This window comes from Streptomyces sp. SAI-170 (genome assembly GCF_049739565.1).
Taxonomy (GTDB): Bacteria; Actinomycetota; Actinomycetes; order Streptomycetales; family Streptomycetaceae; genus Streptomyces.
On the sequence record NZ_JBMGQD010000001.1, the window covers coordinates 4,898,673 to 4,924,922 of the forward strand.

27 protein-coding genes and 1 tRNA gene are annotated in these 26,250 nt (G+C 71.8%); 19 read left to right on the top strand and 9 right to left on the bottom strand.

What is annotated here, in order from left to right:
- Positions 1 to 2 precede the first annotated feature (2 nt).
- The 6 genes from glp to RKD23_RS21955 all read left to right on the top strand — a co-directional run bounded on the left by glp (position 3) and on the right by RKD23_RS21955 (position 4,543).
- Complete coding sequence (glp, locus tag RKD23_RS21930) at positions 3 to 1,325, top strand: gephyrin-like molybdotransferase Glp (RefSeq protein WP_424855202.1); 1,323 nt, start codon at positions 3 to 5, stop codon at positions 1,323 to 1,325.
- A gap of 138 nt (positions 1,326 to 1,463) precedes the next feature.
- Positions 1,464 to 1,943 carry a cyclic pyranopterin monophosphate synthase MoaC gene (gene moaC / locus RKD23_RS21935; protein ID WP_424855203.1) on the top strand — a complete coding sequence of 160 codons (480 nt, stop codon included), beginning with the start codon at positions 1,464 to 1,466 and terminating at the stop codon, positions 1,941 to 1,943.
- Positions 1,928 to 2,455 (top strand): MogA/MoaB family molybdenum cofactor biosynthesis protein, encoded by a 528-nt coding sequence (locus tag RKD23_RS21940; RefSeq protein WP_424858305.1) that lies wholly within the window; start codon positions 1,928 to 1,930, stop codon positions 2,453 to 2,455. Before moaC ends, RKD23_RS21940 begins: the two co-directional genes overlap by 16 nt.
- Positions 2,456 to 2,481: 26 nt before the next feature.
- Positions 2,482 to 3,084: a GNAT family N-acetyltransferase gene (locus tag RKD23_RS21945; RefSeq protein ID WP_424855204.1), complete on the top strand. Its 603-nt coding sequence runs from the start codon at positions 2,482 to 2,484 to the stop codon at positions 3,082 to 3,084.
- A gap of 134 nt (positions 3,085 to 3,218) precedes the next feature.
- Entirely contained in the window at positions 3,219 to 4,394 is a 1,176-nt protein-coding gene (gene glpR, locus RKD23_RS21950) for a gephyrin-like molybdotransferase receptor GlpR (RefSeq protein WP_424855205.1), read from the top strand.
- A 75-nt stretch (positions 4,395 to 4,469) separates the two neighbouring features.
- Positions 4,470 to 4,543 (top strand) — tRNA-Ala (locus RKD23_RS21955).
- Between the two features lie 90 nt (positions 4,544 to 4,633).
- Here RKD23_RS21955 and RKD23_RS21960 read toward each other — a convergent pair.
- Positions 4,634 to 5,110, bottom strand: coding sequence for a GNAT family N-acetyltransferase (locus RKD23_RS21960; protein WP_424855206.1), 477 nt, complete (start codon positions 5,108 to 5,110; stop codon positions 4,634 to 4,636).
- A 77-nt stretch (positions 5,111 to 5,187) separates the two neighbouring features.
- Between RKD23_RS21960 and RKD23_RS21965 the strand changes: the two genes are divergently transcribed.
- Together RKD23_RS21965 and RKD23_RS21970 are read left to right on the top strand one after the other, a co-directional pair.
- On the top strand, positions 5,188 to 5,991 hold the full coding sequence (locus RKD23_RS21965) for an exodeoxyribonuclease III (RefSeq protein WP_424855207.1): 804 nt from the start codon (positions 5,188 to 5,190) through the stop codon (positions 5,989 to 5,991).
- Between the two features lie 190 nt (positions 5,992 to 6,181).
- Positions 6,182 to 7,813: a hypothetical protein gene (locus RKD23_RS21970; RefSeq protein WP_424855208.1), complete on the top strand. Its 1,632-nt coding sequence runs from the start codon at positions 6,182 to 6,184 to the stop codon at positions 7,811 to 7,813.
- A gap of 14 nt (positions 7,814 to 7,827) precedes the next feature.
- Here RKD23_RS21970 and RKD23_RS21975 read toward each other — a convergent pair whose 3' ends face one another.
- Positions 7,828 to 8,472 (bottom strand): MerR family transcriptional regulator, encoded by a 645-nt coding sequence (locus RKD23_RS21975; RefSeq protein ID WP_424855209.1) that lies wholly within the window; start codon positions 8,470 to 8,472, stop codon positions 7,828 to 7,830.
- A gap of 133 nt (positions 8,473 to 8,605) precedes the next feature.
- Here RKD23_RS21975 and RKD23_RS21980 point away from each other — a divergent pair, with 133 nt between their 5' ends.
- The 4 genes from RKD23_RS21980 to RKD23_RS21995 all read left to right on the top strand — a co-directional run bounded on the left by RKD23_RS21980 (position 8,606) and on the right by RKD23_RS21995 (position 12,250).
- Positions 8,606 to 10,159, top strand: a complete 1,554-nt coding sequence (locus RKD23_RS21980) for a flavin-containing monooxygenase (protein ID WP_424855210.1) — start codon at positions 8,606 to 8,608, stop codon at positions 10,157 to 10,159.
- Positions 10,156 to 11,073, top strand: coding sequence for an alpha/beta fold hydrolase (locus RKD23_RS21985; protein ID WP_424855211.1), 918 nt, complete (start codon positions 10,156 to 10,158; stop codon positions 11,071 to 11,073). The genes RKD23_RS21980 and RKD23_RS21985 overlap by 4 nt, the downstream gene beginning before the upstream one ends.
- Positions 11,070 to 11,954: an SDR family oxidoreductase gene (locus tag RKD23_RS21990; protein ID WP_404041999.1), complete on the top strand. Its 885-nt coding sequence runs from the start codon at positions 11,070 to 11,072 to the stop codon at positions 11,952 to 11,954. Before RKD23_RS21985 ends, RKD23_RS21990 begins: the two co-directional genes overlap by 4 nt.
- Before the next feature lie 107 nt (positions 11,955 to 12,061).
- The gene (locus tag RKD23_RS21995) at positions 12,062 to 12,250 is read left to right on the top strand and encodes a hypothetical protein (RefSeq protein ID WP_404042000.1); all 189 of its coding nucleotides are present in this window, start codon (positions 12,062 to 12,064) and stop codon (positions 12,248 to 12,250) included.
- A gap of 59 nt (positions 12,251 to 12,309) precedes the next feature.
- Here RKD23_RS21995 and RKD23_RS22000 read toward each other — a convergent pair whose 3' ends face one another.
- On the bottom strand, positions 12,310 to 15,543 hold the full coding sequence (locus RKD23_RS22000; protein ID WP_424855212.1) for a S41 family peptidase: 3,234 nt from the start codon (positions 15,541 to 15,543) through the stop codon (positions 12,310 to 12,312).
- A 148-nt stretch (positions 15,544 to 15,691) separates the two neighbouring features.
- Between RKD23_RS22000 and RKD23_RS22005 the strand changes: the two genes are divergently transcribed.
- From RKD23_RS22005 to RKD23_RS22020, 4 genes are all read left to right on the top strand, one after another.
- Positions 15,692 to 16,291, top strand: coding sequence for a TetR/AcrR family transcriptional regulator (locus RKD23_RS22005; RefSeq protein ID WP_424855213.1), 600 nt, complete (start codon positions 15,692 to 15,694; stop codon positions 16,289 to 16,291).
- A gap of 146 nt (positions 16,292 to 16,437) precedes the next feature.
- Positions 16,438 to 18,654: an MMPL family transporter gene (locus tag RKD23_RS22010; protein ID WP_424855214.1), complete on the top strand. Its 2,217-nt coding sequence runs from the start codon at positions 16,438 to 16,440 to the stop codon at positions 18,652 to 18,654.
- Positions 18,655 to 18,768: 114 nt separating this feature from the next.
- Entirely contained in the window at positions 18,769 to 19,284 is a 516-nt protein-coding gene (locus RKD23_RS22015) for a YbaK/EbsC family protein (RefSeq protein ID WP_424855215.1), read from the top strand.
- Entirely contained in the window at positions 19,281 to 20,126 is an 846-nt protein-coding gene (locus tag RKD23_RS22020) for an EamA family transporter (protein ID WP_424855216.1), read from the top strand. Before RKD23_RS22015 ends, RKD23_RS22020 begins: the two co-directional genes overlap by 4 nt.
- A gap of 3 nt (positions 20,127 to 20,129) precedes the next feature.
- Here RKD23_RS22020 and RKD23_RS22025 read toward each other — a convergent pair whose 3' ends face one another.
- From RKD23_RS22025 to RKD23_RS22035, 3 genes are read right to left on the bottom strand one after another with little or no spacing between them, the layout of a single operon-like run.
- The gene (locus tag RKD23_RS22025) at positions 20,130 to 20,900 is read right to left on the bottom strand and encodes an alpha/beta fold hydrolase (RefSeq protein ID WP_424855217.1); all 771 of its coding nucleotides are present in this window, start codon (positions 20,898 to 20,900) and stop codon (positions 20,130 to 20,132) included.
- A gap of 1 nt (position 20,901) precedes the next feature.
- A complete protein-coding gene (locus RKD23_RS22030; RefSeq protein WP_424855218.1) occupies positions 20,902 to 21,111 on the bottom strand; it encodes a DUF4287 domain-containing protein in 210 nt (69 codons plus the stop codon).
- A 1-nt stretch (position 21,112) separates the two neighbouring features.
- Positions 21,113 to 21,700 carry a dihydrofolate reductase family protein gene (locus RKD23_RS22035; protein ID WP_424855219.1) on the bottom strand — a complete coding sequence of 196 codons (588 nt, stop codon included), beginning with the start codon at positions 21,698 to 21,700 and terminating at the stop codon, positions 21,113 to 21,115.
- A 161-nt stretch (positions 21,701 to 21,861) separates the two neighbouring features.
- Between RKD23_RS22035 and RKD23_RS22040 the strand changes: the two genes are divergently transcribed.
- On the top strand, positions 21,862 to 22,500 hold the full coding sequence (locus tag RKD23_RS22040) for a TetR/AcrR family transcriptional regulator (RefSeq protein WP_424855220.1): 639 nt from the start codon (positions 21,862 to 21,864) through the stop codon (positions 22,498 to 22,500).
- Positions 22,501 to 22,597: 97 nt separating this feature from the next.
- On the top strand, positions 22,598 to 22,873 hold the full coding sequence (locus tag RKD23_RS22045; protein WP_404042010.1) for a DUF1876 domain-containing protein: 276 nt from the start codon (positions 22,598 to 22,600) through the stop codon (positions 22,871 to 22,873).
- A 4-nt stretch (positions 22,874 to 22,877) separates the two neighbouring features.
- Here the strand turns inward: RKD23_RS22045 and RKD23_RS22050 are convergent, their stop codons facing one another.
- Complete coding sequence (locus RKD23_RS22050; protein ID WP_424855221.1) at positions 22,878 to 24,047, bottom strand: serine hydrolase domain-containing protein; 1,170 nt, start codon at positions 24,045 to 24,047, stop codon at positions 22,878 to 22,880.
- A gap of 148 nt (positions 24,048 to 24,195) precedes the next feature.
- Here RKD23_RS22050 and RKD23_RS22055 point away from each other — a divergent pair, with 148 nt between their 5' ends.
- On the top strand, positions 24,196 to 24,462 hold the full coding sequence (locus RKD23_RS22055) for a hypothetical protein (RefSeq protein WP_424855222.1): 267 nt from the start codon (positions 24,196 to 24,198) through the stop codon (positions 24,460 to 24,462).
- Positions 24,463 to 24,512: 50 nt separating this feature from the next.
- Here RKD23_RS22055 and RKD23_RS22060 read toward each other — a convergent pair whose 3' ends face one another.
- Positions 24,513 to 25,634, bottom strand: coding sequence for a trypsin-like serine peptidase (locus RKD23_RS22060; RefSeq protein ID WP_424855223.1), 1,122 nt, complete (start codon positions 25,632 to 25,634; stop codon positions 24,513 to 24,515).
- 133 nt (positions 25,635 to 25,767) lie between these two features.
- Complete coding sequence (locus tag RKD23_RS22065) at positions 25,768 to 26,214, bottom strand: organic hydroperoxide resistance protein (protein WP_424855224.1); 447 nt, start codon at positions 26,212 to 26,214, stop codon at positions 25,768 to 25,770.
- Between the last annotated feature and the right edge of the window lie 36 nt (positions 26,215 to 26,250).

Sequence of the window (26,250 nt, forward strand, 5' to 3'; positions counted from 1 at the left end):
CCTTGAGCACCGCCGCGCCCCGTACCGCCGGCCATGACCACCTGTGGTCGGTCGACGAACACCTGGAGGACATCCTCGCGACCGTCCGCCCCCTGGAGCCCATCGAGCTGCAACTGCTGGACGCCCAGGGCTGCGTCCTGGTCGACGACGTGACGGTGCCGGTGTCGTTGCCGCCGTTCGACAACAGCTCGATGGACGGGTACGCGGTGCGGGTCGCCGATGTAGCGGGCGCGAGCGAGGAGTTCCCGGCGGCCCTGGAGGTCGTCGGGGACGTCGCGGCGGGCCAGGCCGAGCTGCTGCACGTCGGCCCCGGCCAGGCCGCCCGCATCATGACCGGCGCCCCGCTTCCGCCCGGCGCCGAGACGGTCGTGCCGGTCGAGTGGACCGACGGCGGCCTCGGCGAGGGGCCGGTGACCGGCATGCGCGCCCGCAGCCTCGCCCCCGAAGGCGCCGGCGGCCAGGTCCAGGTGTACCGGCCGGCCGAGGCACGCGCGCATGTGCGCGCCAAGGGCAGCGACGTGAAGGCGGGCGACCGCGCCCTGGAGGCGGGCACCGTGCTCGGCCCGCCGCAGATCGCGCTGCTCGCCGCGATCGGACGCGGCACGGTACGCGTACGCCCGCGCCCGCGCGTGGTCGTGCTCTCCACCGGCAGCGAACTCGTCCAGCCCGGCGAGGAGCTGGGCAGCGGTCAGATCTACGACTCCAACAGCTTCGCCCTCACGGCCGCCGCCCGCGACGCCGGTGCCATCGCCTACCGGGTGGGCGCCGTCGCCGACGACGCCGAGACCCTCCGTACGACCGTCGAGGACCAGCTGGTCCGCGCCGACCTGATGGTCACCACGGGAGGCGTCAGCGTCGGCGCGTACGACGTCGTCAAGGAGGCCCTGTCGCACGTCGGCGACGAGGACGAGGCCGGCAGCGGCATCGAGTTCCGCAAGCTCGCCATGCAGCCCGGCAAGCCGCAGGGCTTCGGCTCCATCGGCCCCGACCACACCCCGCTGCTGGCCCTGCCCGGCAACCCGGTGTCGTCGTACGTCTCCTTCGAGCTGTTCGTGCGCCCGGCGATCCGCACTCTGATGGGCCTTCCCGACGTCCACCGCCCGCGCACCCGGGCGCGCCTGGGCGGGGACCGGCCGCTGAGCTCGCCCAAGGGGCGCAGGCAGTTCCTGCGCGGGGTGTACGCCGACGGCGGTGTGGCCCCGGTCGGCGGGGCCGGTTCGCATCTGATCGCGGCGCTCGCGCACGCCGACGCGCTGATCGTCGTGCCCGAGGACGTGGAGTCGGTCGAGCCCGGCGCCGAGGTCGAGGTCGTGCTGCTCGGCTGAGGGCACGCGCGCGTGCGTCCGCCTGCCGGGATCAGCGGATCCTCCTCCGCCCCGCACCCCGACTTGGCGGTACCGTGTCGCGCACAGCAGGCCCGTGCGCCGCACCGCGACGGGCCCGGACCGGGAGCGCCGTACAGCATGAGCACGCAGGACCGACTGACGCACATCGACGAGGCGGGCGCCGCCCGTATGGTCGACGTATCCGGCAAGGACGTGACCGCGCGCACCGCGCGCGCGAGCGGCCGCGTCCTCGTCTCGCCGAAGGTGGTGGAACTGCTCCGCGGCGAGGGTGTCCCCAAGGGAGATGCGCTGGCCACGGCCCGGATCGCGGGCATCATGGGTGCCAAGCGGACGCCGGATCTCATCCCGCTGTGCCACCCGTTGTCGGTGGCCGGTGTGAAACTGGACCTGTCGGTCGCGGACGACGCCGTGGAGATCACCGCCACGGTGAAGACCACCGACCGTACGGGCGTCGAGATGGAGGCCCTCACCGCGGTCTCCGTCGCCGCGCTCACCGTCATCGACATGGTCAAGGCGGTCGACAAGGGAGCGGTCATCACGGACGTACGGGTGGAGGAGAAGACGGGCGGCAAGTCGGGCGACTGGAGCCGGGCGTGAGCGCCGGGGCCTACCGCGCGCTGGTCGTCACCGCCTCCAACCGGGCCGCGGCCGGGGTCTACGAGGACAAGGGCGGCCCGCTGGTCGCCGACGGTCTCGGCGGCTTCGGGTTCGCCGTCGACGGCCCCCAGGTCGTTCCGGACGGGGAGCCCGTGGAGACGGCGCTGCGGGCCGGGGTCGACGCCGGGTACGACGTGATCGTCACCACCGGCGGGACCGGGATCTCGCCCACCGACCGCACGCCCGAGGCGACCCGCGCGGTCATAGACCGCGAGGTGCCGGGCATCGCCGAGGCCATCCGCGCGTACGGCCGGGAGAAGGTGCCGACCTCGGCGCTCTCCCGGGGCCTGGCCGGGCTGGCCGGGCGCACGCTCATCGTGAACCTGCCGGGCTCCACCGGCGGGGTGAAGGACGGTCTGGCCGTCCTTGAGCCCCTGCTGAAGCACGCCGTCGACCAGATCCGCGGCGGGGACCACCCGAGACCCGCCCCCGGCCCCGGGGGTGCGAGCTGAGCAGCGCATCCTGGCCGGTCGAGCTGGTGGACGGCGACATCGTCCTCCGGCCGATAAAGCTGCGCGACCAGCGGGCCTGGCGCGAGGTGAACCGGCGCAACCGCGACTGGCTGCGCCCCTGGGAGGCGACCATCCCGCCGCCCACGCCCAGCGGGCCGATCGCGCACCGGCCCACCTACCGCCAGATGGTCCGCCATCTGCGGGCGGAGGCGAACTCGGGCCGGATGCTGCCGTTCGTGATCGAGTACCAGGGGCGGCTGGTCGGGCAGCTGACGGTCGCCGGGATCACCTGGGGCTCGATGTGCTCGGGCCACGTCGGTTACTGGGTGGACGAGGCGGTGGCCGGCCGCGGGGTGATGCCGACGGCGGTCGCGCTCGTGGTGGACCACTGTTTCCGCACCGTCGGCCTGCACCGCATCGAGGTCTGCATTCGCCCGGAGAACACGCCCAGCCGCCGGGTCGTGGAGAAACTCGGATTCCGCGAGGAGGGGCTGCGCCCCCGTTATCTCCACATCGACGGGGCCTGGCGCGACCACCTCGTGTTCGCCCTGACCGCGGAGGAAGTCCCGGACGGGTTGCTGAACCGCTGGCGGCGGGCACGCTCCCGGACACAGGGGAATCACGCCTAGCCCTCGTTAATTGAATAAGTGTTCGAAATGCTGATCACTTCCTCATAAAAAAGTTTCGAAATATCAGCCAGATCGTGCGACACACCGGCCCAATTGGCGGATGGCCTCACGCAAACCCCTCTACGGTGTGAGACGTGAGCAGCAGCGGCCTCATCTACGCAGTCATCGTCGGGGCCTGGGCCGCCTACTTGGTGCCGATGTGGCTCCGTAGGCAGGACGAGCTGAACGAGGCCCGTCCGACGGAACGCTTCAGCACCGCCATCCGGCTGCTGTCCGGACGGGCGGGCATGGAGCGCCGATACGCCAAGGACCTGCAGGCGCGCTCCACCGACGCGGGGGAGCCCGGCCTCGAGGACCCGGACACGGTCACCGACTCGGTGGACGTCCGGGCCTTCGCCATGCCTCCGACGCGCCCGCAGACAGCGGCGTACTCGACCGGCAGCACGCCCGCGCGCAACAGCGCGGCCGCCCCGGCGCGCAAACCCGTGCAGGGCGGCCCCGTGCAGGGCGGCCCCGTGCCGGGAGCCCGGCGTGCGCCCGAGGCGGGTGCCGCGGCGGCGCGCGCCCAGCGCACGAAGGTGCTCGCGCGCCGCAGACGTACCACCGTGATGCTGTTCCTGGCGTTCACGCTGGGCGCGATCGTCGCCGCCGTGGGCGGGCTCGCGTTCCTGTGGGCGCCGGGCGTGCCCGCGGTGCTGCTCAGCGGGTACATCGGGTATCTGCGCGCCCAGGAGCGGCGCAGGTTCGCCTTCCAGATGGACCGTCGTCGGGCCGAGGCCGCGGCGCAGCGCCTGCGCGAGCGGGCCGCGAGGGAGCGGCGCGGGCCGGCCGGCCCCGACACGGCGGCCGACGACGCCGAGGAGCCCGAAGCGGCGGGTGAGCCGGAGCCGGCCCCGGGGCTGTCGGCGCTGGCGGCGGACCGGCGTGCCCTGGTGGAGCAGACGGACCACGCGGAGTGGGTCGACCAGCAGCGTGAGCGCCAGCGCGCGCCGGGCCGGGGCGAGAGCTGGGAGCCGGTGCCGGTGCCGCTGCCGACGTATGTGACCGCGCCGGTCGCACCGCGGGCCACCGCCGATGTGGACCTCGGCGCGCCGGACGCCTGGAGCTCGGCGCGCTCCGGCGCCGCGCCCCGCGAGCAGGAGCCCGCCGCCGAGGACGCGCAGGACGCGCAGGAGCAGGCGGGCGGCGAGGACGGCGGGCGCAGCGACGCGCGTCGGGCCGCGTCGGCACGGCGCTCGCGGGAGCGGGGCCGGACGCCGCTGTTCGACCAGTACGAGGACGGCGGCCGGCCGCGGGCCGCCAACGAGTGACGGTCCGACCTGCCCCGTCCCGGATACGGATTTTCAAGCACGGCGATCGGGGTGCTAAAGTTTCACTCGTTGCAAGGGCCTGTGGCGCAGTCCGGTAGCGCACCTCGTTCGCATCGAGGGGGCCAGGGGTTCAAATCCCCTCAGGTCCACGCAGCATAGAGCCCCGTCGGGAAACCGACGGGGCTCTATCGTTTTCTCCGTCACCTGAGGACCCGTGACGGGCCCTCAGGTGACGCGGCTCACAACGCCTTCGCGAAGCAGCGGCTGTCCTCGTAGAAGCGGTAGTAGCCGAACTTGGCGCACGGCTCGTAGCCGGTGGCCGTGTACAGGGCGATGGCCTCCGGCTGCTTGTCGCCGGTCTCCAGGACCATGCGGATCCGGCCGGCGGCGCGGGCGTCCTCCTCCAGGGCGGTCAGTATCCGCCGGGCCAGGCCGCGGCCGCGCATGTCGGGGACCACGTACATGCGCTTGAGCTCGGCGTCGCCGTCCTCGTTGCCCTCGGGGTTCTTGTCCTGGCTGCGCCAGCCGCCGGTGGCGACCGGGCGGTCGGACTCGTCGTAGGCGATGAGGAAGATCCCGCGCGGCGGCTCGAAGTCGGCGGGGGCGAGGGTCGTGGCGTCGCCGCCGTCGCCGTAGCGCTCGTGGTACTCGGCCTGGACCTCGTCGTTGAGCTTGACGGCGTCGGGGTGATCGAAAGGCACGCGGCGGATCTGCATGCTGGTCATCGTACGTATGACCAGTCTCTCGTAAATCGAATTCTGGACTCGGTCCAGTGTGCCGGTATCGTGCCGGGGTGCTCACTGTGACCTCTGTGAATGTGAACGGGCTGCGTGCCGCCGCGAAGAAGGGCTTCGTGGAGTGGCTCGCCGGGACCGAAGCCGATGTGCTGTGCCTGCAGGAGGTACGGGCCGAGCCGCAGCAGCTGCCCGAGCATGTGCGCGCGCCCGAGGGCTGGCACGTGGTGCACGCGCCCGCCGCCGCCAAGGGGCGCGCCGGTGTCTCCCTCTACACCCGCCGTGAGCCGGACGCGGTGCGCGTCGGCTTCGGGTCGGCCGAGTTCGACGGCAGCGGCCGGTACGTCGAGGCCGACCTGCCCGGTGTGACGGTCGCCTCCCTCTATCTGCCCTCCGGCGAGGTCGGCACCGAGCGGCAGGACGAGAAGGTGCGCTTCATGGGTGAGTTCCTCGCCCACCTCAAGGAGCTGCGCGAGCGGGCCGCCGCCCAGGGCCGCGAGGTGCTGGTCTGCGGCGACTGGAACATCGCCCACCAGCCGGCCGACCTGAAGAACTGGCGCGGCAACACCAAGAACTCCGGCTTCCTGCCCGAGGAGCGCGAGTGGCTCGGCCGGGTCCTCGACGCCCAGGACGGCGGCTACGTCGACGTCGTACGGGCGCTGCACCCGGAGGTCGAGGGGCCGTACACCTGGTGGTCGTACCGCGGGCGGGCCTTCGACAACGACAGCGGCTGGCGGATCGACCTCCAGGTCGCGACGCCGGGCCTCGCGGAGCGGTGCGTCAAGGCGTACGTCGAGCGGGCCGCGAGCCATGCCGAGCGGTGGAGCGACCACGCGCCCGTGACGGCGGTGTTCGACCGCTGAGGGGGCGGCCGGCGGGGCTCCTCACCTGGGCGATCTTGCCTGTGTGAGCGGGAATCCACATCCGGCTGAACGCCGGTTGGCCACTCCGTATACTCCGCCGGAGCACGCCCGTCCGCATCCCCGGCCAGAGAGCTCCGACGCCACCATGAACAGTCCCGTGCCTCCTCTGTCGCCCAACTACGCGACGCACATGACCCGTGCCTACAAGGAGAGCGTGGAGGTGCACGGGAAGTGGCCGGTGGAGTACCAGTTCCGGGCGGCGCAGGGGGATCACCGGCATCTGCTGGTGGTGTTCTCCTCGGTGGGCAGCAAGTACGGATTCGGCGGCGCGCTGGACAGCGTCAAATGCAATGTCCTGCGCATCCGTGACCATTTCGACGGCGCGGCGTCCTATTACGTGGCCCGGAACATGGACTTCAGCGTCTCGGACTCCATCCAGGCGCTGATCCAGGACTTCATGCGCAGGCTGCGGGTGACCACGGAAGAGGTGACCCTGCTGGGCGCCTCGAAGGGGGCGAGTGCCGCCCTCTACTACGGCGTGAAGTACGACTACAAGAACATCATCGCGTCGACTCCGCAGTATTTCCTCGGCAGTTACTCCAAGGGTCACGCCCAGCTCGGCGACGCGGTGCTCGGTGAGGGCCAGCCCGACGAGAACGTGGCGGTCCTGGACGCCGTGATGAAGGACGTCCTGGACAAGGACACCGACCTCAAGCGGAACATATATCTCGTCTCCTCGCCCGGCGACTATCAGTACGAGCAGGAGGTCGTGCACTATCTCCCGGCGCTGCGGGCGTACGAGAACTTCAACTTCCTGTTCGTCGAGTCGCCGACGGTACGGCGGCACGACGAGGTCGTGCGGCAGGCGCTGCCCTCGATCCTGAGCATCGTGTACTCCGTGACCGAGGGCGTCGCGCCCCGCTGGGGTGAGGTCACGGTCGGGTCCGAGCCCGAGGACCCGGAGGCCGCGGCCGAGTACCTCGCCGAGCTGCGGGGGCGGGACACCGCCCTGGCCACGCTCACCCGGGCCGTGTTCGTCGACGGCAAGCTGGACCTGAAGGGGCGCGCCTTCCTGCCGGGCCAGGCGCCCGAGGGCCCGGCCGAGGAGAGCAAGCGGCTGGTCCTGGAGAAGGACGGGCGGAAATGGTCGTACCCGCTTAAGGCGACCAGCGAGATCAGGCTCTACCGCGACTACTTCGACGAGTACTTCTGCGAGTACGCCATGGGCGGATTCGCCACGCAGGGCGAGCTGACCTTCGCGGAACTCCCGCAGGGCACGTACGACGTGTCCGTGTGCGTCACGAGCGAGTCCGAGGGCATCAGCCGGCGCACCCGGCTGATCTCCGCGGCCGCGGTGGACCGGCGTCAGGTGTGCGGTGATTCCGAGCTGCTGTTCCGGGGCGGCAAGGGCGGCCTGAAGCTGGTGAAGAGGAGCATCGTCGGAGTCGATTCCCCGGGCGTGAGTTTCTCCGTCACCAAGGCGGAGGAGAGCGAGCGGAAGCTGCACACGGAAGGCGTCTTCTTCCTGCCCGGAAGGAATGCGGACCGTGACGCGCACGCCTTCTACTACCTCGTGCTGGAAGGAAAGTCCGGAATTCACTCCTTCGCCCTGAGCGCGAAGAAGAACCCGGAATCCGTACGGCCGCACAAGGACCAGGGCGACCTCGGAAACTACGACTTCGGGTACTTCACCTCGGGCCCCGCGGGGATCGACCTCTCGGACCTTCCGGCCGGAAAGTACAACGTGCTGGTGTCGATGAGCGCGGGTGGTGCGCTGTTCACCAAGAAGGCCGGGAAGATCACGCTGAAGAAGCCCCGGTAACCGGGGAAGTCGCGTCAGTCGCCCTTGCTGATCCTGCGGTCCAGCGCCAGTGACAGTTCCGCCTCCACCACGCTGCGCGCCAGCGGCCGCATGCGCGGGAGGTCCTCCTCGGGGGCGTGGCGCAGGACGAGGTCGGCGAAGAGCTCGGCGAGGGCGTCGGCGTGCTCGCGGACCCGGGCGCCGGCCGCGAGGACCTCGGCGAGCGGGATGCCCTCGCGGACCAGCGCGGCGGAGACCTCCAGCAGCCGGCGGCTGATGTGGACGATGTCCTCGCCGTCGGTGGCGAGGTAGCCGAGCTCCATCGCGGCGGCGAGGTTCTCCGGGGTGACCTCGCCCGCGAAGTGGTCGGCGAGTTCCTCGGGGGTGAGGCGGACCGGCTCCTCCTCGGTGGGGGTGCCGAGGCCGAGGAGGTCGCCGACGTCACGGCCGTGGTCGAAGGCCTCGGCCAGCTCGGCGATGCCGCTCAGGGTGTGGCCGCGCTCCAGGAGCGCGGCGATCGTGCGCAGGCGGGCCAGGTGATGGTCGTCGTACCAGGCGATACGGCCCTCACGGCGGGGCGGCGGGATCAGCTTGCGCTCGCGGTAGAAGCGCAGGGTGCGCACCGTGATGCCGGCCAGCTCGGCCAGCTCCTCCATGCGGTATTCGCGCTTGTCTGCCACAGCGGAAGCCTATGTCGTACCGCCGGTAACTTTCCTGGGCCGACCCCTACCCATGAGTACGGACCTCCTCTACTCTCCCCATTGCGCCAGTGTTCACTGGCAGAGTCCATGAGGGATGCGCGGAGGCTTCGGGATGGCCAACGAACACGAACACGAGCATGTCCGGGTGGCGGTCGTCGGATCCGGGTTCGGCGGGCTGGGAGCCGCCGTACGGCTGCGGCGCGAGGGGATCACCGACTTCGTCGTCCTGGAACGGGCGAGCAGCGTCGGCGGCACCTGGCGCGACAACAGCTACCCCGGCTGCGCCTGCGACGTGCCCTCGCATCTGTACTCCTTCTCCTTCGCACCCAACCCCGAGTGGCCGCGCACCTTCTCCGGGCAGGAGCACATTCGCGCCTACCTGGAGCACGTCGCCGACACCTTCGGACTGCGTCCGCACCTGCGCTTCGACTCCGAGGTCAAGCTGATGACCTGGGACACCGAGAAGCTGCACTGGCGCATCGAGACCGCCGGCGGGACCCTCACCGCCGACGTCGTCGTCTCCGCCACCGGCCCGCTGTCCGACCCCAAGACGCCGGACATCCCGGGGCTCGCCGACTTCCCCGGCAAGGTGTTCCACTCCGCCCGCTGGGACCACGACTACGACCTCACCGGCAAGCGCGTCGCCATGGTCGGTACCGGCGCCAGCGCCATCCAGATCGTCCCGGCCATCCAGCCGAAGGTCGCGAACCTCACCCTCTTCCAGCGCACCCCGCCGTGGGTCATGCCCCGCATGGACCGGGCGATCAGCGGCGCCGAGCGCGCCCTGCACCGCGCGCTGCCCTTCACCACCCAGCTGCGCCGCGGACTGCTGTGGGGCATCCGGGAGTTGCAGGTCCAGGCGTTCACCAAGCACCCGAACGAGCTCGGCCTGGTGGAGAAGCTCGCCAAGCAGAACATGGCCCGCGCCATCAAGGACCCGGCCCTGCGCGCCAAGCTCACCCCCGACTACCGCATCGGCTGCAAGCGCATCCTGCTCTCCAGCGAGTACTACCCGGCGCTCGCCCAGCCCAACGTGGACGTCGTCGCCAGCGGTCTCAGCGAGATCCGCGGCTCCACCGTCGTCGCCGCCGACGGCACCGAGGCCGAGGTCGACGCGATCGTCTTCGGCACCGGCTTCCACGTCACGGACATGCCGATCGCCGAACGGGTCGTCGGCGCGGAGGGCCGGACCCTCGCCGAGACCTGGAAGGGCGGCATGGAGGCCCTGCGCGGGGCGGCCGCCGCGGGCTTCCCGAACTGGATGACGATCATCGGCCCCAACACGGGCCTCGGGAACTCCTCCATGATCCTCATGATCGAGTCCCAGCTGAACTACATGGCCGACTACCTGCGCCAGTTGAACGTCCTCGGCGGCCGCGCCGCCCTCGACGCCCGGCCCAGCGCGGTGCACGCCTGGAACCGCCGGGTGCAGGAGCGGATGAAGCGCACCGTGTGGAACACCGGCGGCTGCACCAGCTGGTACCTGGACGCCAGCGGCCGCAACACCACCATCTGGCCCGGTACGACGACGGAGTTCCGGCGTGCCACCCGCCGGGTGGACCTCGCGGAGTACGCGGTCCTGCGGCCGGCCGTCAAGGAGGCCGAGCCCGCGAAGAAGCCGGCGCTGACGGTCGTCCAGGAGCCCGTCGAGGACGTGACCGCATGAGCCGTCTGACGCATGTCGCCTCCGGTCCTTACGCCCCACCCGCCCCGGCCCGTGTCCTGACCGCCGTGTCCGCGGACGGCGCCCGACTGCACGTCGAGGTGCACGGGCCCGAGGGGGCGCCGGCCGTGGTGCTCGCGCACGGCTGGACCTGCTCGACCGCGTTCTGGGCGGCGCAGATCCGCGACCTGGCCGCCGACCACCGGGTGATCGCGTACGACCAGCGCGGCCACGGCCGCAGCCCCGCGAGCCCCGCCTGCAGCACGGAGGCGCTCGCCGACGACCTCGAAGCCGTGCTCCTGGCGACGCTGGCGCCCGGCGAGAGGGCGGTCGTCGCCGGGCACTCGATGGGCGGCATGACCGTCATGGCGGCCGCGACCCGGCCCGCCTTCCGGGCGCACGCGGCCGCGGTGCTGCTGTGCAGCACGGGCAGTTCGCGGCTGATCGCCGAGTCGACCGTCGTACCGCTGCGGCCCGGCCGGGTCCGCAGCTTCCTGACCCGGCGGATCCTCGGCTCCAGCGCCCCGCTCGGGCCGGTCACGCCGCTCGCCCGGCGCATCCTCAAGTACGCCACCATGGGCGCCGGTTCGGCGCCGCACATGGTCGAGGCGTGCGCGCGGATCGTGCACGCCTGCCCGCGCAGGGTGCGCCACGTGTGGGGCGGGGTGCTGGCCCTGCTCGATCTGGACCACGGCGTACGGGAGTTGCGCATGCCGGTCGAGGTGATCGTCGGCACCGCCGACCGGCTCACCCCGCCGGTGCACGCCCGCGCCCTGGCCGCCGCGCTGCCCACGTGCGTGGGGGTCACCGAGCTGCCGGGCCTCGGGCACATGACACCGGTGGAGGCGCCGGAGGCCGTCAACGGCCGGATCAGGGCACTCGTCACGACGTACACGCAGGTCAAGGAGGGCGCATGAGCAGGGTGAGTCTGCAGGGGCAGGTCGCGGTCGTCACGGGGGCGGCGCGCGGTGTCGGCGAGCTGCTCGCCCGCAAGCTGTCCGCGCGGGGCGCGAAGGTGGCGCTGGTCGGGCTGGAGCCGGACGCCCTCAAGGACGTCGCCTCCCGGCTGCACGGCGAGAGCGACCACTGGTACGCCGACGTCACCGACCACGAGGCGATGGCCCGGGTGGCGCGCGAGGTGAAGGAGCGGTTCGGCAAGGTCGACATCGTCGTCGCCAACGCCGGTGTGGCGAGCGGCGGTCCGTTCGTCGACTCCGACCCCGACGCGTGGCGGCGGGTGATCGAGGTCAACCTCATCGGCTCGGCGGTGACGGCCCGCGCCTTCCTGCCGGTGCTGATGGAGAGCCGGGGGTATCTGCTCCAGATCGCGTCCCTCGCGGCCATCACCCCGGCGCCGATGATGACGGCGTACTGCGCGTCCAAGTCGGGCGTGGAGGCGTACGCGCACAGTCTGCGCGCCGAGGTCGGCTACAAGGGCGTGAAGGTCGGCGTCGGCTACCTGTCGTGGACGGACACCGACATGGTGCGCGGCGCCGACCAGGACGACGTGATGCGCGAGCTGCGCCAGCGGCTGCCCTGGCCGTCGAACAAGACGTACCCGCTGGGCCCGGCCGTCGACCGGATCGTCGCGGGCATCGAACGGCGCTCCAGCCATGTCTACGGGCAGTGGTGGCTGCGCGGCATGCAGGGCGTGCGCGGCTATCTGCCGGGGATCATCGGTGCGGTCGGGCAGCGGGAGATGGCACGGTTCGCGGACCGGCTGGACGGCATGCGCATCGGCCTGGTGGGTGCGGGTGGGGCGGCGGACGAGTCGGAGAGAGCCTCCCGCCAGGGCTGACTACGTACGGTCACTGATCGACATGCGTGGGGTCACGGTGCGTGTGAATCTGGTCGAGGCCCGGTGCTCCGGGCCCGATTCCCTCACCCGTACAGGAGTGAACCCACATGGGTATGAAGGACCAGTTCCAGGACAAGACCGAGCAGTGGCAGCAGCAGGCCAAGGGCAAGATGGACCAGGCCAAGGAGCAGGCCAAGCAGCGCGGCCAGAAGCGCGGCCAGCGGCCTGACGAGGAGCCGGAGCGCACGCGCCCGCAGGACGAGCAGGACCGGCTCGACCCGGACTACGACATGTGACGCTCGCCACTGAGCGGTAGGGGCGCCCCCTCTCGGAGGGGGCGCCCTTCCTCGTGTGTTCATGCCCTCGGCGGCAGCTTCGGGCGCGACCTGTCCGGGACGTCCCGGTAGTCCGGCGGGGTCGCCGGAGGGTTCGTCTCCAGCAGTTCCAGGGCCAGTTGTACGGCGTCGTCGAGCTGGGCGTGGCGGCCCTCGGCCCAGTCGAGGGGGGTGCGCAGGATCTCCAGGTCGGGGGTGACGCCGCGGTTCTCCACGCCCCAGCCGTAGGCGTCGAACCAGGCGGCGTTCATGGGCACGGTGATGACGGTGCCGTCGCCGAGCTGATGCCGGCCGGTCATGCCGACGACGCCGCCCCAGGTGCGCTGGCCCACCACCGGGCCCAGCTTCAGCAGCTTGAACGCGGCGGTGATCATGTCGCCGTCGGAGGAGGTCGCCTCGTCGGCGAGGGCCACGACCGGACCCCGCGGCGCGTTCGAGGCGTACGACACCGGCTGCGCGTCGCGTGTCAGGTCCCAGCCGAGGATCGTCCGGGTCAGCTTCTCCACGACGAGTTCGCTGATGTGCCCGCCCGCGTTGCCGCGTACGTCGACGATGAGCGCGGGCCGGGAGACCTCCATGCGCAGGTCGCGGTTGAACTGGGCCCAGCCGGAGCCGCCCATGTCGGGGATGTGCAGATAGCCGCACTTGCCGCCGCTCAACTCCCGCACCACGTCACGGCGTTTGGCGACCCAGTCCTGGTAGCGCAGGGGGCGCTCGTCGGTCAGCGGGACGACGGCCACGCGCCGGGAGCGGCCGGCCTCGCCCTCGGCGGGGGTGAAGGTCAGCTCCACCGTCGTACCGCCCGCTCCCGCCAGCAGCGGATACGGTCCCGCGACCGGGTCGACCGGGCGGCCGTCGACATGCGTGAGGACGGCGCCCTCGCGGATGCCGGTGCCGGCCAGCGGGGAGCGGGCCTTGGAGTCGGAGGAGTCGCCGGGCAGGATCCGCTTGACCAGCCAACTGCCGTCCCGGCAGACCAGGTTGGCGCCGAGCAGGCCCTGGAGGCGGCGGTAGTGGGGCGGGCCCTCGTTGCGCCGGGCGGGGCTGACATAGGCGTGGGAGGTGCCGAGTTCGCCGAGCACCTCGCGCAGCAGGTCGGCGAACTCGTCGGGGGAGGCGACCTGTTCGACCAGCGGCCGGTACTGCGCGAGGACCGCGTCCCAGTCGATGCCGCACATGCCCGGGTCCCAGAAGTAGCCGCGGATCAGCCGCCCGGCCTCGGCGTAGGCCTGCCGCCACTCGGCGCCCGGGTCGACGGTGTGCAGGATGCGGCGCAGGTCGATCCAGACGGTGGAGTCGCTGTCCCCGGACTCGGTGGCGGGCACCGCCCTCAGGTCGCCCTCGTCGACGACGACCAGCCGGCTGCCGTCGCCGCTGACCGCGAACCAGTCGAGGTCACCGACCAGTTCGGTGCGCTTGGCCTTGGTGATGGTGAAGTGCTCCAGCGTGGGCCGGCCGCTGGTGTCGTCCGGGTTGGCGAAGGTCTCGCCCAGCGCGCCCGAGATCGGCCAGCGCAGCCACACCAGCCCGCCCCCGGCCACCGGGAAGAGGGCCGAGTACTTGGACGCGGTCACCGGGAACGGCGTGACCCGGCTGGCGAGGCCCTCGATCTCGACGGTGACCGTGCCGTCGCCGCCGTTGCCCTCGTCCTCCAGCGGGTCGAGACCGCCCGCGGCCGGCCGGCCCTCGGGGGTCAGGGCGAAGGGGGAGGGGGTCGCCGAGGACAGGGGCACCAGGTAGGGCCGGCAGCCCAGCGGGAAGGACAGGTCGCCGGTGTGGACGTCGTAGACCGGGTCGAAGCCGCGCCAGGACAGGAAGGCGAGATAGCGGCCGTCGCGGGTGAAGACCGGGTTCTCGTCCTCGAAGCGGCCGTTGGTGACGTCGACGACCATACGGTCCTTGATGCGCGCCATCTTGATCTGCCGCAGCGTCCGCCCGATCCCCGGGTGCGACCAGGTCAGCCACGCCCCGTCCGGGGAGAACGCGAGGTCGCGCACGGGCCCGTTGATCGACCGGATCAGCTCGGTGACCTCCCCGTCGGAGTCCTCCGAAGCGTCGATCAGCAGCAGCCGCCCGTCGTGCGAGGCGAGGGCCAGGCGCTCGCCTTCCGGGTCCGACACCAGCTCCAGCACCCGCCCCAGCTCGCCCGCGGCCAGCCGGCGCGGCTCGCGGTCACCGGTGGCCCGCGGCAGATAGGCGATCTCGACGGCGTCCTCACCCTCGGCGTCCGTCACGTACGCCACCTGTCCGCCCGAGCCGAGCATCTCCGGCAGCCGTACCCGGACGCCCGGGGTGTCGGTGATCGTCCGGGCCGGGCCGTCGCGATGGGTGAGCCAGTACAGGCTGCCGCGTACGACGACCGCGCTCGCCCGGCCGGTCTCGTCGACCGAGATGCCGTCGATGTGCTGCGCGGCCGGCACCTGATAGGGGCGGCGGCCCGCACGCGGCCCGCTCAGCCGTACGTCGAGCCGGCGCGGGGCCGAGTCGGCGGCGAGCGTGTCCACCATCCACACCTCGCCCGCGCACTGATAGACCACCCGGGTGCCGTCGGTCGAGGCGCTGCGGGCGTAGAAGGCGTCGTGGTCGGTGTGCCGGCGCAGGTCGGAGCCGTCGTGGGCGCAGGAGTAGAGGTTGCCGACGCCCTCGTGGTCGGAGAGGAACGCGATCCGGCCGTCGACGAACATCGGGCAGGCCAGATGCCCCTCCAGGTCGGGGAGCAGCCGCTCGCCGTGCAGCCACAGCCGGCCCATGGCGCCGCCCCGGTAGCGCTTCCAGGCGGCGGGCTCGTGCGGTGGGGTGCCGGTGAGCAGGAGGGTCTTGTGCCCGTCGGGGAGGTCGGCGACCTGGATGTCGGTGACCGGGCCCCAGGGGAGCTTGCGGCCGGGGTCGCCGTCGGGGCCGACCTTGTAGGCCCAGGTGAAGTAGGAGAAGGGCTCACCGTGCGAGGCGACCGCCAGGATCGTGCCGTCCGGGGTCCAGCCGCACACCCGGGTGTCGGGGCTGCCCCAGTACGTCAGCTGCCGGCCGGTCCCGCCGTCCACCGGTGTCAGGTGCAGCTCGGGGACGAGGCTGCGCCAGCTGGTGTACGCGATGTGGCGGCCGTCGGGGGAGAAGCGGGGGTGGCCCAGCTTGGTCCGGTCGACCGTGAGCCGCCAGGCCCGGCCGGGTTCGTCCAGCGGGGCGAGCCAGAGGTCGTCCTCGGCCACGAAGCAGAGCAGGTCACCGCTGATGTGGGGCAGGCGCAGATAGCTCACGTTCCCATGCTTTTCCCGGGGAAGGAGCGGAGCAACTTATGAGTCCGGGTCTGTGAGGTGGAACACGTACGAAACCGTTTCGTTTCGCAGAGCCTCTGCGCTACATTCGTCGGTGTACGAGTTGCAGGGAGCAGAAAGGGTGCCCGAGATGGCTGAAGTCGCCGCGCCGCGTCGCAGCCGGATCACGCCCGAGCGGGCGGCCGAGCTGTACGAGGCCGTGCTCGACCTGCTCCGGGAAGTCGGCTACGACGCCCTCACCATGGACGCCGTCGCCGCCCGCACCCGGTCCAGCAAGGCCACGCTCTACCGCCAGTGGGGCGGCAAGGCCGAACTGGTCGTCAAGGCCCTGCGGCACAGCAAGCCCGGCAATGTCGGCGAGATCGACACCGGCTCCCTCCGCGGTGACCTGCACGCGCTGGTCACCATGGACGACGACTGCACCATGGAGCAGAACTCCGCGCTGATGCGGGGCATCGCCATGGCGATCCACCAGAACGCGGATCTTCGCCAGGCGTTCCAGGAGCAGCTCATCGAACCGGAGATGGCCGAGTTCCAGCGCGTGCTGCAACGCGCCGTCGACCGGGGCGAGGTCCGCCCCGACTGTCCGGCGCTGGACTTCATGCTCCACATGATGGTCGGCGGGTTCGTCACCCGCGCCCTGCTGGACGACCGGCCGCCGACCCAGGAGTTCCTGATCTCGTACGTGGACGCCGTGGTCCTCCCCGCCCTCGGTGTCCCCGCAGTCTGAGTCCCTTTCGGAATCCCCTTCCGTAATCCCTTCCCGTAAGCACCTGACGTCACCGCTCACGTCGTCGGGCCGACCGACCCTGCCTCCCCGCCGGGACGGTCACCCCTGCCCTGAATGAACCCACGACCTGACCGGGAGTACGCCCCGTGGCCACGTTCCTGTACAAACTGGGCCGCCTCGCCTTCCGGCGACGGCACTTCGTCGCCCTGATATGGGTGGCGCTGCTGACCCTCGCCGGAGTCGGCGCGGCCAGCGCGCCCGCCCCCGGCACCACGTCCTTCTCGATCCCCGGCACCGAGGCCCAGAAGGCCTTCGACCTGCTGGAGGAGCGCTTCCCCGGGATGAGCGCCGACGGGGCCACCGCCCGCGTCGTCTTCAAGGCGCCCGCCGGCGAGAAGATGACGGACGCCGAGAACAAGGCGACCGTGCAGAAGACCGTCAAGGAGCTGTCGACCGGCTCCGAGGTCACCTCCGTCGCCGACCCGTACCAGGCGGGGGCCGTCAGCAAGTCCGGCTCCGTCGCCTACGCGTCGGTCAAGTACGACGTCTCCGGCATGGAACTGCAGGACTCCAGCCGTGAGGCCCTTCAGGACGCCGCCGAGCACGCCCGGGACGCGGGGCTGACCGTCGAGATCGGCGGTGACGCCCTCCAGGCCACCCCCGAGACCGGCTCGACCGAGATCATCGGCATCGCCATGGCCGCCGTCGTCCTGGTCATCACCTTCGGCTCGCTGCTCGCCGCGGGTCTGCCGCTGCTCACCGCGATCATCGGCGTCGGCATCGGCGTCTCCTCGATCGCGGCCCTGGCCAGCACCCTTGACCTCGGGTCCACGACCTCGACCCTCGCCACGATGATCGGCCTGGCCGTCGGCATCGACTACGCGCTGTTCATCGTCTCCCGCTACCGGGCCGAGCTGGCCGAGGGCCGCGACAGGGAAGAGGCCGCGGGCCGCGCGGTCGGTACGGCGGGCTCGGCGGTGGTCTTCGCCGGACTGACGGTCGTCATCGCCCTGGTGGGCCTGGCCGTCGTCAACATCCCGATGCTGACGAAGATGGGCGTGGCCGCGGCCGGCACCGTCGCCATCGCCGTCCTGATCGCGCTCACCCTCATCCCGGCCCTCCTCGGCTACGCGGGCCGCAAGGTGCGCCCGGCCGGCCAGAAGTCCAAGCTCCTCGGCGGCGGCCGTGCCGCCAAGAAGGCCGACCGCCCGAACATGGGCACGCGCTGGGCGAGCTTCGTGGTCCGCCGCCCGCTGGCCGTCCTGCTGGTCGGCATCGTCGGCCTGGGCGCCGCCGCCATCCCGGCGACCTCCCTGGAACTGGGCCTGCCCGACGACGGCTCCCAGCCCACCTCCACCACCCAGCGCCGCGCCTACGACACGCTCTCCGAGGGCTTCGGCCCCGGCTTCAACGGTCCGCTGATGGTGGTCGTCGACGCCAAGGGCAGCGCCGACCCCGAGGCCGCGTTCGCCGAGACCGGCGACCGCATCAAGGCCCTGGACAACGTCGTGACGGTCACTCCGGCCGCGCCCAACAAGGCGGGCGACACGGCGACGATCACGGTGATCCCGGACGCGAAGCCCTCCTCGGTGACGACGGAGGAACTGGTCCACTCGATCCGTGACGCGGGCGCGGGCATCGCGGCGGAGACGGACGCGGAGGTCCTGGTCACGGGCGCGACGGCGATGAACATCGACGTCTCGCAGAAGCTGAACGACGCCCTGATCCCCTACCTGATCCTGGTGGTGGGCCTGGCCTTCCTGCTGCTGATCGTGGTCTTCCGCTCGATCCTGGTCCCGCTCAAGGCGGCCCTCGGCTTCCTGCTGTCGGTCATGGCGGCCCTGGGCGCCGTGGTCGCGGTCTTCCAGTGGGGCTGGCTGTCCGGCCTGATGGGCGTGGAGGAGACCGGACCCGTCATGTCGATGATGCCGATCTTCATGGTCGGCGTGGTCTTCGGTCTCGCGATGGACTACGAGGTCTTCCTCGTGACCCGCATGCGTGAGGCGTACGTGCACGGCGAGAAGCCGAGCCAGGCCGTGGTGACGGGCTTCAAGTACGGCGCGCGGGTCGTCACGGCCGCCGCGGTCATCATGATGGCGGTCTTCGCCGGCTTCATCGGCTCCTCCGAGTCCATGATCAAGATGATCGGCTTCGGCCTCGCCATCGCCGTCTTCTTCGACGCCTTCGTCGTCCGCATGGCCATCGTCCCGGCGGTCCTCGCCCTGCTGGGCAAGCGTGCCTGGTGGCTGCCCAAGTGGCTCGACCGGGTCCTGCCCAACGTCGACGTCGAGGGCGAGGGCCTGCGCGCCCACGACCGCAAGGACGTCGACCCCGACGAGGAGAAGGAACTGGTCCGCGCCTGACACCAGGCCGGCCGGCCGGTGAGGACCCTCGGCGACGAGGGCCCTCACCGGCTTCTTCGTGCCCCGACTCAATCCACTCGCGTGTCTGATACACCCACCGCTACGGTGCCCTGCATGACGACGACAGCCGCCACTGACGCCGAGGGCTCCGGAGCCCACCCCCGTTTCGCCGAAGCCCTCTCCGACGAGGGGCTGGAGGCACTGCTGCGACGAGTGCGCCGGTTCCCGGAGGCCACGCGCACCGCGGCCGAGGCCGCCGCCGCGATCGGGTGCGAGCTCAGCCAGATCTGCAAGTCGCTGATCTTCGCCGCCGACGGGGTGCCGGTGCTGGTGCTGATGGACGGGGCCTCGCGGGTGGATGTGGAGCGGGTCCGGGAGGCACTCGGGGCGCGGAAGGTGACGCGGGCCGACGCCGGGGTCGTACGGGAGACCACCGGGTACGCCATCGGCGGGGTGCCGCCGTTCGGGCACCGGACGCGGACCACCGTGCTCGCCGACCGGGGGCTGCTCGCGCACAGCGAGGTGTGGGCCGCCGCGGGCGACCCGCACGCCGTGTTCCCCATCGCCCCGGACGCGCTGGTCGCGCACGCCGGGGCCACGCTGGTGGACGTGCGCGAGCGCACCTCGTGACGCCGCTGGTCACCGCGGCGGTGCTGCTCGCCGCGGTCACGCACGCCAGCTGGAACGCCATCGCGCACAAGATCACGGACAAGCTCGTCGGGTTCACCCTGATATCGGGCGGCGGGGCGCTCATCGGGCTCTGCCTCGCGCCCTTCGCCGCCGTACCGGCCGCCGGCGCCTGGCCGTATCTCGCCGCCTCCGCCCTCATCCACCTCGTGTACTACGTCCTGCTCATGCGCTCCTTCCGGCTCGGCGACTTCGGGCAGGCCTACCCCATCGCGCGCGGCAGCGCCCCGCTGGTCGTGACCGTGCTGGCCGCCCTGTTCGCGCACGAGGTGCCCGACGCCTGGGCGGCGGCCGGTATCGGGCTGTCCTGCGCCGGGCTGACCGGCGTCGCGCTGTGGGGCCTGCGCGGGAAGCGGCCCGACTGGGCGGCGGTCGGGGCCGCGCTGGCCACGGGGCTGTCCATAGCGGCGTACACCGTGGTGGACGGGCTCGGGGTGCGGGCCTCCGGGTCGGCCCTCGGGTACACCGCCTGGCTGATGATCGCCGAGGGGCTCGCGCTGCCGGTGTACGCCCTCTACCGGTGGCGGCGGGAGACCCTGGCCATGCTCCGGCCCTTCGCCGGGGTCGGACTGCTCGGCGCGGCCCTGTCCGTGGCGGCGTACGGGCTGGTGCTGTGGGCGCAGACGCGGGCGGAGATGGCGCCCATCGCGGCGCTCAGGGAGTCCTCGATCCTGGTCGGCGCGGCGATCGGGGCCGTCGTCTTCAAGGAGCGGTTCGGCGCGGCCCGGATCTGGGCGGCGGGGTTGCTGGTCGCCGGGATCGGGCTGATGCTGCACTCGGGGTGAGCGTCAGGCCCGGGCCGCCCGCCGGATCGCCGCCACGGTCGGCACCGGCTCCCGGGTCAGGAAGTCCAGCAGCAGCGCGTTGACCAGGTGCGGCTTCTCCTGCGTGAGGAAGTGGGAGGTGCCGGGGACGACGGCGAGCTCGGCGTTCGGCAGGGCGTCGTACATCTCCACGGCGTGAGCCATGGTCATCAGGTCGTCGTCGGCGAACATCACCAGCGAGCGCGCGGTCACCGCGGCCAGGTCGGCGGCCTGGAGGTTCGGCTCCTTCGCGGCCATCTCGCCGATCTTCGTGGCGACGACCCGGAAGTGGTCGGCGCCGTCGGGCGACACCTCGGCGTAGGACGGGCCGAGGAACTGGGTGATCGCGTCGACGTCCCACTCCATGTCCGGCGCGGCCTCGCCCGCCTTGCTGAAGCCGCCGCTGATCATCACCAGCCGCTTGACCAGGTCGGGCCGCCGCATCGCGACCAGCATGGCCACGAACGCCCCGTCGCTGTGTCCGACCAGGTCGGCGGGCTCGCCGACGACCGTCTCCAGGAAGGCGACGGTGTCGTCGGCCATCAGCTGGTAGGTGATCGGGCCGGGCACGTCCGGGGTGTGGCCGTGGCCGCGGCGCTCGGGTGTGTAGACGTGGAAGTGCTCGGCGAGGGGGCCGAGGTTCGGCTCGAAGAAGCGGGCGTCGACGAGTCCGCCGTGCAGCAGCACCAGCGGCTCGCCCGCGCCGTGCTCGTCGTACCAGGTGTTCACGTCGCCGGTCCGGACGTACGTTCCCATGTCAGTTGTCTCCAGCCTTCAGTGTGTGGGCGACGAGGGCGTTGGCGTGACCGTGGCCCAGGCCGTGCTCGGTCTTGAGCCAGGCGACCAGCTCCATGTGGCGGGTCAGCGGGGAGGAGCGGATCAGCTCGATCCACTCGGCGACCGGACGGCCGTACTTCTGCTCGATGGACGGGAAGTAGCTCGCCGGGCCCTTCGCGGGGGTGCTCATGTCAGTTCGCGCCCTTCTCGTCGGCCTGCGCCTCGGCGAGCCGGTGGCGCAGCATGACGACCTTGTCGTCGAAGGTCCGCGACTCGACCAGGTCGAGGGCGAGGCGCTGCAGCGGGCCGCGCAGGACGGGCCTGCCGCCGCCGAGGACGACCGGGTGGACGAAGACCTGGTACTCGTCGATCAGCCGGTGCTCCGTGAGGAAGGACGCCAGCTCCGAGCCGCCGAACAGCAGCAGGTTCTTGCCGCTCTCCTTCAGCGCGGTCAGTTCCTCCACCACGTTCTCGCCGATGACCCGGGTGTTCCAGTCGGCCTCCTTCAGCGTCGAGGAGACGACGATCTTCGGCGCCTCGCGCCACACCGGGGCGAAGGCGAGGTCGTGCGCGTCGGTGGAGAACTCCTCGGCGCGCGGCCAGTAGCCGGACATCAGGTCCCACACCTTGCGGCCGTAGAGGAAGACGTCGGCCTCGGCGGTGAGCGCCTGCGAGTGGGCGGACAGCTCGCCGGCCATGTGGGGCCAGTCGAACTCGCCGTTCGGGCCCTCGATGAAACCGTCCAGCGACTGGTGGACGAAGTGCGTGATCTTACCCATGGCGGATACCCCCAGGACCCCTTGTGTACGATGTCCACATTCGGAGGGTGTGGTGATCCGCGCCCCCCGAACGATCTTGCAGAAGCCTAGGCGATAAAAGTGGATGCTGTCCACATAGCTGTCCACATTGCTGTTCACATCGCTGTTCACCAGGAGGCCCGATGGCCGCGACCGGCAAGTCCAAGCGGGACACCTACCGCCACGGTGACCTGCGCAACGCCCTGATCGAGGCCGGTCTCGAACTCGCCCGCGAAGGCGGCCCCGAGGCCGTCGTGCTGCGGGCCGCGACCCGGCAGGCGGGCGTGGTGCCGAACGCCGCCTACCGCCACTTCGCCGACCGCGCCGCCCTGCTGCACGCGGTGTCCCAGGCCGCGATGGCCCGGGTCGCCCGCACGATGGAGGCCGAACAGGCCGCGCTGCCGGACCGGTCCGACCCGGCCGCCGCGGCGCGGGCCCGCTTCCGTGCCGTCGGCACCGGGTATCTGCGGTTCGCCCGCGAGGAGCCGGGCCTGTTCCGTACGGCCTTCCATGTGCCCGGCGACATGACCTACGCCGCCGACGACAGCGCGGCCGGCGCGAGCGGCCGTACGCCCTTCGAGCTGCTCGGCGAGGCGCTCGACGGGCTGGTCGAGCAGGGGCTGCTGCCCGAGGAGCGGCGGCCGGGGGCGGAGTTCCTCGCCTGGTCCGCGGTGCACGGCATCGCCGTACTGATGATCGACGGTCCGCTGCGGGGGCTGCTGCCGGAACAGGCGCGGGAGGCCGGGGAGCATGTCATCGACATGATCGAGCGGGGCATCTGAGGCCCCGCCGAAGGGACTGCGGCCGGCCCCGGCGGGTGTGGTGCGGGTGCGGGGTCTCGGGGGCACTCTGGAAGGAGGTCTTCCGGAGGTGATCGTCATGATGCACACCACAGTGGGATGGCATGTCGAGCTGGAGTTCATGGAGGACGACCAGCACACCAAGGCGGCCGCGATGGTGCGCCTGCCCGACGGCAGCGAGGTACGCGCCCACGGGCACGCCAGCAGGCACCACACGGACTCGAATCAGCCCCGGGTCGGGGAGGAGATCGCCGGTGCGCGGGCGCTCAACGAGCTGGCGATGCAGCTCCTGAGCAAGGCGCACGGCGAGATCGACCAGGCGTCCGGGCGGACGTCCCACCCGATCCACGTCTGAGGCCCTAGCGGTCCTCACCGAGAGCGCTGCGTACGGCCCTGACCAGGGCCTGGGCCCTCGGGTCCGCGGTCACGCTCTGGCGGAAGCCGTTGGTGACATAGCCGAAGGCGATGCCCGAGTCGGGGTCGGCGAACCCGAGGGCGCCGCCGCGGCCCGGGTGACCGAAGGAGGCGGGCGACAGCAGCGGGGACGCGGCTCCGTGCAGCATGTGGCCGAGGCCGAAGCGGGTGCCGACCACCAGGACGCGGTCGGTGCCCGCGGACTGCTCGGTGCGGGCCAGCGCGGCCGTCTGGGGCGTGAACAGGCGCCGCCCGCCGTCGACCTCGCCGATCAGGGAGGCGTAGATCCGCGCCAGGCCGTCGGCGGTGGCGATGCCGTTGGAGGCGGGCAGGGCGGCCGCGCGGTAGGCGGGGTCGTTCTCGTCGGGCAGCGGGGTGATCGCGGCGAAGGCGCGCCGGGTGAGGGAGTCCGGGTCGGCGTAGGCGTCGGCGACCGCACGCTTGGGGCGGGTCTTCAGGGCGCCCGCCGCCTCGGGTATCTCGGCGGCGCCCACCCGGCCCGCGCGGGCGACCTCGGCGGCGGGCAGGCCCAGCCAGAAGTCCGCGCCGACGGGCCCCGCGATCTCCTCGGCGATCCACGCGCCGATCGGCCGTCCGGTGACCCGGCGCAGCAGCTCGCCGGTCAGCCAGCTGTAGGTCTGGGCGTGGTAGCCGTGCTCCGTGCCGGGCTCCCAGACGGGTGCCTGCGCGGCGACGGCCTGCGCGCCGAGCTCGGGGTCGGCGGCCTCGGCGGGGGTGAGCGGCCGGTCCAGGACCGGCACGCCCGCGCGGTGCGCGAGCAGATGCCGTACGAGAGTGTGCTCCTTGCCCGCCGCCTTGAACTCCGGCCACCACGCGCCGACCGGTGCGTCCAGGTCCAGCTCGCCGCGCTGGTGCAGCAGCAGAAGCGCCGCGGCGGCGACGCCCTTGGTGGCCGAGCGCACGATCTGCGCGGTACCGCGCTCCCAGGGGGCCGTGCCGTCGATGTCCCGTGTGCCGCCCCACAGGTCGACCACCCGGTGGCCGTCGCGGTAGACGGAGACGGCCGCGCCCCGGTCGCCGAGCACCTCGAAGTTCCGTACGAACGCCTCCCTGACCGGCTCGAAGCCCTCGGCCACAGTGCCGTGCACGTCCACGTCGTACGTCCCTTCCGCTTGCCTACGACAGTGGGTGCAACAGTAGGGGGCCGCCTGCGATTCCTTGGTTCTGGGGATCCCGAGGGGGTTGTGTGGGGGAAGGCGGAGGAGGAGGCTCCGGCTCCGAGGTGGTGGATAGCGTGCCGGAGTGACGAAGAAGATCTTGTTGGCGGGGGTGTTGCTCGCCGCCGTGTGCGCGGGCGCCGGTGCCGCCGTGTACGCCGCCCTCGCCGAGGACACCGCCGTGTCCGTGGACACGCAGCCGAAGCTGACCCGTGAGGACTACATCGCCCTGTGGCAGGAGGACCTGGCCGAGTCCGGCAAGGAGCTGCCCGCGGACGTGGACTCGATGAGCACGCAGGAGATCCTCGACGCGTGGGGGCGCGAGCTGGGCAAGCACGCGCAGCCCGGGTGAGCCGGCGCGGGAAGGGGGCCCCGCGAGCCCCTTTCCCGCGCCGCGCGTCGTCAGCTGATGCCGTTGGCCGTGCTGATCGTGTTGCCCGCCTTCGAGTCGTGCTCGGAGGAGAACTGGTCGTCGGAGATACGGTTGCCCGACGCGTCCGACTCGTGGTGGCTGACAGCGCCGATGATGCGCGGGTCGGCGCTGTTCTTGCCCTCGATCCACGGGCCGCCGGAGGAGCCCTCGCCCATGTCGCAGTCCATCGACATCCGGTCGTCGAACGGGTTCCAGGGGCCTGCGTCCACGGTGTTGCCGTAGCAGTACATCATCCGCTCACCGGTGAGGTCGGTGCGGTTGTAGCCCTTGCCGGGGTAGCCGGCGGCGTAGACCTCGGCGTGGTCGGTGAGGTTCTCGGTGAAGGTGTAGCCGAACGCGCCCACGTTGTCCTGGAGCTTGCCCCAGGTGGGGTGGTCGTTGAGCACCACGGCGGCGTAGTCGGCGTCCTCCATGTCGCCGCTGTCCATCCACTCGTTGTTGACGACCTTGGACTTGATGGTCCAGGACCCGTAGGGGCCGCTGCCGTCGCGGTAGCCGGGGATGAACTCCGTCATGGTGTAGAAGCCGGCCGAGCCGGAGCCGTCGCCCGCGTGGACGCAGTGCCCGGCGGTCCACAGCGTGTTCCGGTTGTTCGACACGATGACCGCGGCCGAACAGGAGTGGTCCGAGCCGTCGGGCTGCTTGAAGAACAGGCGGCCGACCAGCGAGTACTGCGGTGCCGTGGTGTACGGCACCTCCTGCGAGACCGAGATCTCCGTGGCGGCAGCGGTGGTCGCGGTGGCCGCGTCGGTGGTCGCGTACGACGTCCTCGCCGGCTTGGTGGCGGGCGCGGCGGCGTGGGACGCGGCGATGGCCGGCGCGCCGTGCTCGGTGGCGGAGTCGGCGGTCGGCTCCTGGGTCCGGGCCCGCTGCTTCAGGGCGGTGACGTCCACCGGGCTGGCCGCGGCGGCGCGCAGGCGCGCCGGGGTCCAGTAGGCCCGGACCTCGCGGTCCGACGTCCGCTCGGTGGACACGGTGATGCCCGCCGGGACGTCCTGGCCGGCCACGGGCGCGGCCTGGGCGGTGAGGGGCGTGACGGAGAGCACCGCCGCGGTGGCGGCGAGGGGGACGACGGCGTGGTGAAGACGCACGAATGCCTCGTTTCGGAAGGCCGATGATCTTGAGGCTGTATGCAATCACCCCGTCGTGGTCATGACATGAGCACATGGTGAACCCCCTGTGGGGAGAGGGGGGCGGGTCCGGGGAGGTGCGCGGCGGGCGGTGTCAGCCCAGCACGATGCTGACGTCGATGTTGCCGCGGGTCGCGTTCGAGTACGGGCAGACCTGGTGCGCCGCCTCCACCAGCTGGGCCGCGACCTGCTGGTCGAGGACCGGCAGCGAGACGCTGAGCGCGACCGCGAGGCCGTAGCCCTGCTGGGCGTTGGGGCCGATGCCGACCTTCGCGGCGACCGTCGAGCCGGTCAGGTCCAGGCCCGCGCGGCGGCCGACCAGCACCAGGGCGTTGTGGAAGCAGGAGCTGTAGCCGGCCGCGAACAGCTGCTCGGGGTTGGTGCCGTCACCGTCGCCGCCCAGCTCCGGCGGCATCGCGACCTTCAGCTCCAGCCGGCCGTCCTGGCTGGTGACATACCCGTCCCGGCCGCCGTGCGCGGTCGCCTCCGCGACGTACATGATCTTCTTCGGGCGGGTGTCGACGGCGGTGCCTTCGCTCACGGCTCGGACCTTCCCCTGGGTGCGCGGTGAACACAG